Origin of the sequence: Streptomyces sp. NPDC057654, assembly GCF_042800135.1 — a bacterium.
GTDB lineage: Bacteria > Actinomycetota > Actinomycetes > Streptomycetales > Streptomycetaceae > Streptomyces.
On record NZ_JBHVHQ010000962.1, the window covers coordinates 1 to 3097 of the forward strand.

Here is a 3097-nt window from a genome sequence, read left to right on the forward strand (position 1 = left end):
GCACGGGCGACCGCGTGACCTTCGCATCGGTGCTCGGGTTCGGGGACGTGGAACACCGCTTCACCTCCCGCGCGGCGCCCTTCGCGCCCTTCGCGCCCTTCGCGCCTGGCCTGATCCAGGAGAGCGCGCAGGCCCCGGCCGGCGCGGGCCTGTTCGAGGCCGTCGACCACCTCGCGGTCTGCCTGCCCGCGGGCGAACTCGACCCGGCCGTACGCCACTACCAGGAGGTCTTCGGCTTCGCCCAGACCTTCGAGGAGCGCATCGTGGTGGGCCATCAGGCCATGGACTCGAAGGTGGTGCAGAGCGCGTCGGAGAAGGTGACGCTCACCCTCATCGAGCCCGACATCACCCGCGAGCTGGGACAGATCGACGCGTTCGTGTCCGCGCACGGCGGCGCGGGCGTCCAGCATGTGGCGTTCCTCGCCGACGACATCACGGAGGCGGTCCGCACCGCCTCCGACCGGGGCGCGCGCTTCCTGTCCACCCCGGACACGTACTACGACACGCTCACGGAGCGGGTCGGCGACCTGTCCGTACCCGTGGCGGCGCTGCGGGAGCTCAACATCCTCGCCGACCGGGACAGTTCGGGCGCGATGCTCCAGATCTTCAGCGAGTCCCGGCACCCGCGGCGGACCCTGTTCTACGAGCTGATCGAGCGGCGCGGGGCGCGCACGTTCGGCAGCAACAACATCAAGGCGCTGTACGAGGCGGTGGAGCGGCAGCACGCGCTCTCCGACTCCACGGCGCCGTCGGCGTGACAGCCGCGCCCGGCCCTCGCGTGCGATCGCCGGAAACGGCCGCCTCCCTCACCACCACGGTCACCATCACTGCCACCGCCACTGAAAAGGACTGAATCATGACCAATCCGTTTGACAACGAGAACGGCACCTTCCTGGTCCTCGTCAACGACGAGGGGCAGCACTCGCTGTGGCCCGCCTTCGCCGAAGTGCCCGACGGCTGGGACATCGTGCACAACGAGGACACCCGCGCCGCGTGCATCGAGTACATCGAGGAGAACTGGACCGACATGCGGCCGAAGAGCCTCATCGCGGAGATGAGCGCCGACCGGCAGACGGCCTGAATCCCCGAGCGGCCGGCGTCCCGGCCGCGGGAGGGAAGGGGCGCGTGGCCTCGGACCGGGTGAGCCGCTACGGCTCGCCCGGTCTTTCCGCGTCTTTCCGCGTCTTTCCGCGTCTTTTCGTGTCTCTTCGCGTCGCTTCGTGCGCGGGTCCGGGCCGAAGACCGTACGGCCGTGCCGACGCTACGGGCGTTCCGGCCGGCCCGCCCCGCGCCGCCGGTAGACGGAGCGCAGCAGCTGGTCCTTGGCCGGGCCGCCGACCCGCCAGCTCACCCGCCACTCGTCCGGCGAGACGACGGTGAACCCGCCCTCGTACAGGTCGTCGACGCAGGGGTGCCGCGTGTCCCAGACGCCGGTGCGCAGATCGAGATCGTGGAACGGGCGGCCGTCGGCGAACGCCACCTCCGCCGTGCCGTCCGGGCGGGGGAACAGCCGCAGGGTGCGGCCCGCCGGGCTCACCGCGCCGCCCCAGGTCAGCTCGCCCTCCTCGATGTGCAGCAGCGCCCCGTCCCCCTCCCCGTCGCCGTCGTCCTCGGGGCGGAAGACGGCCGTGCCGTGGAAGCGGCCGCTCGTGCCCGCGCTCAGGTCGAACAGTTCCCGGTCCACCGTCCATGTTCCGGACAGATAGGACGCGGCGTCGGGAACGGGGTGAACGGCCCCGGCCGGGGGCCGGTCGTCCGGGTGCGGGGGCGGTGCGACGGAAGCCATGGCCCCATTGTCCGGTCCCGCCGCACGTCGCGCGGTACGGGGGCGACGAAGGGCGCGCCGGAGGGCTCGGCGGGCTCCGCGCAATCGGGTAATCCCCACCATTCGAGCCCGACTTGGGTGCACCCGACGGCGGGGAGCGGGCCCTATTGGCGGCGGGTCGGGGGTGCTGGAGGCTGCTGTGACATGACAGCAGTTCACAGAGAACCTTCGAGCACGCCTGCCCCGGCGGCCACCCCGCCGTCATCCGTCTCCCGGCGCCAGATCCTGCGCGGCACGTCCATAGCCGCCGTGGCCGCGCTGGGCGCCGGGGCCGGAACCGGGGCGGCGCACGCGTCGCCCCGCCCGCCCGGCAGCCGGGCCGCGCCCGACCTGGCGGCGGTACGCGAGGTGCTGGCAGGTCTGATCAAGGCCGAGGGGCTGCCCGGCGCACAAGCGGTGATCACCGACGCGGACGGCCGGGTGCGGGAAGTGGCCGCCGGGGCCGGCGACCTGGCCTCGGGACGCCCGTATCCGCACCGCTCCCGGCTGCGGGTGGGCAGCCACACCAAGACGTTCATCGCCACGGTCGTGCTCCAGCTGGCGGCGGAGGGGCGGGTGCGGCTGGAGTCGCCGGTGGAGCGCTATCTGCCCGGCGTGGTCCGCGGCAACGGCAACGACGGCCGCCGCGTCAGCGTGCACCAGATGCTCCAGCACACCAGCGGCCTGCCCGACTTCCCCGAGGACCTGACCGACGAGACCCCCGGATACTTCACCGCCGAGGAGGTGACCCGGCGCATCCTCGCCCAGCCGCCGGAGTTCCCGCCCGGCGAGCGGTGGTCCTACTGCAACCTCAACTACATCCTGCTCGGCATGCTCATCGAGTGCGTCACCGGACACGGCTACGAGCACGAGGTGGAGCGGCGCGTCATCGCGCCGCTGGGGCTCCCGCACACCTACTGGCCGCGCTGGCCCGAGCAGCGGCTGCGCGGCCCGCACCCGAAGGCGTACGCGCAGGTCGCGGGCGGCGGCCACCGGGAGATCACCTTCATCAACACCTCGATCATCGGCTCGGCGGGCGCCCTGGTGGCCACGGCACAGGACCTCACCGCGCTCTACATCGCCCAGCTGGCCGGGGAGCTGCTGCCGCCCGCGCAGCTCGCGCTGATGCGCGACACCATGCCCGCCGACATCGCCCGCGGCGCCGAGTACGGGCTGGGGCTGGCGAGCTACCCGATCGACGGGGGCGCCGGGGGACGGTACTGGGGCCACGGCGGCACCGTCGACGGGACCCGCACCCGCGGCGGCGTCACCGAGGACGGCCGGGCCGTGTTC

Annotated in this window: 4 protein-coding genes; 3 read left to right on the forward strand and 1 reads right to left on the reverse strand. The window is 73.0% G+C overall.

Annotation, left to right across the window (positions count from 1 at the left end; all coding sequences use genetic code 11):
• Positions 1-758 (forward strand): VOC family protein (locus ACFU99_RS38915; protein WP_384402032.1); only part of this gene is annotated, 758 nt, incomplete at its 5' end.
• Between the two features lie 98 nt (positions 759-856).
• On the forward strand, positions 857-1081 hold the full coding sequence (locus ACFU99_RS38920; protein ID WP_384402035.1) for an MbtH family protein: 225 nt from the start codon (positions 857-859) through the stop codon (positions 1079-1081).
• A 180-nt stretch (positions 1082-1261) separates the two neighbouring features.
• On the opposite strand, the gene ACFU99_RS38925 is transcribed toward ACFU99_RS38920, so the two are convergent.
• Positions 1262-1786 (reverse strand): DUF6314 family protein, encoded by a 525-nt coding sequence (locus tag ACFU99_RS38925; protein ID WP_384402038.1) that lies wholly within the window; start codon positions 1784-1786, stop codon positions 1262-1264.
• Positions 1787-1969: 183 nt separating this feature from the next.
• Here ACFU99_RS38925 and ACFU99_RS38930 point away from each other — a divergent pair.
• A partial coding sequence (locus ACFU99_RS38930; RefSeq protein WP_384402041.1) for a serine hydrolase domain-containing protein occupies positions 1970-3097 on the forward strand: 1128 nt, incomplete at its 3' end.

Excerpts from the sequence above, each read along its gene's own strand:
- ACFU99_RS38925 (WP_384402038.1), bottom strand. The coding sequence starts at position 1,786 with ATGGCTTCCGTCGCACCGCCCCCGCACCCGGACGACCGGCCCCCGGCC.
- ACFU99_RS38920 (WP_384402035.1), top strand. The coding sequence starts at position 857 with ATGACCAATCCGTTTGACAACGAGAACGGCACCTTCCTGGTCCTCGTC.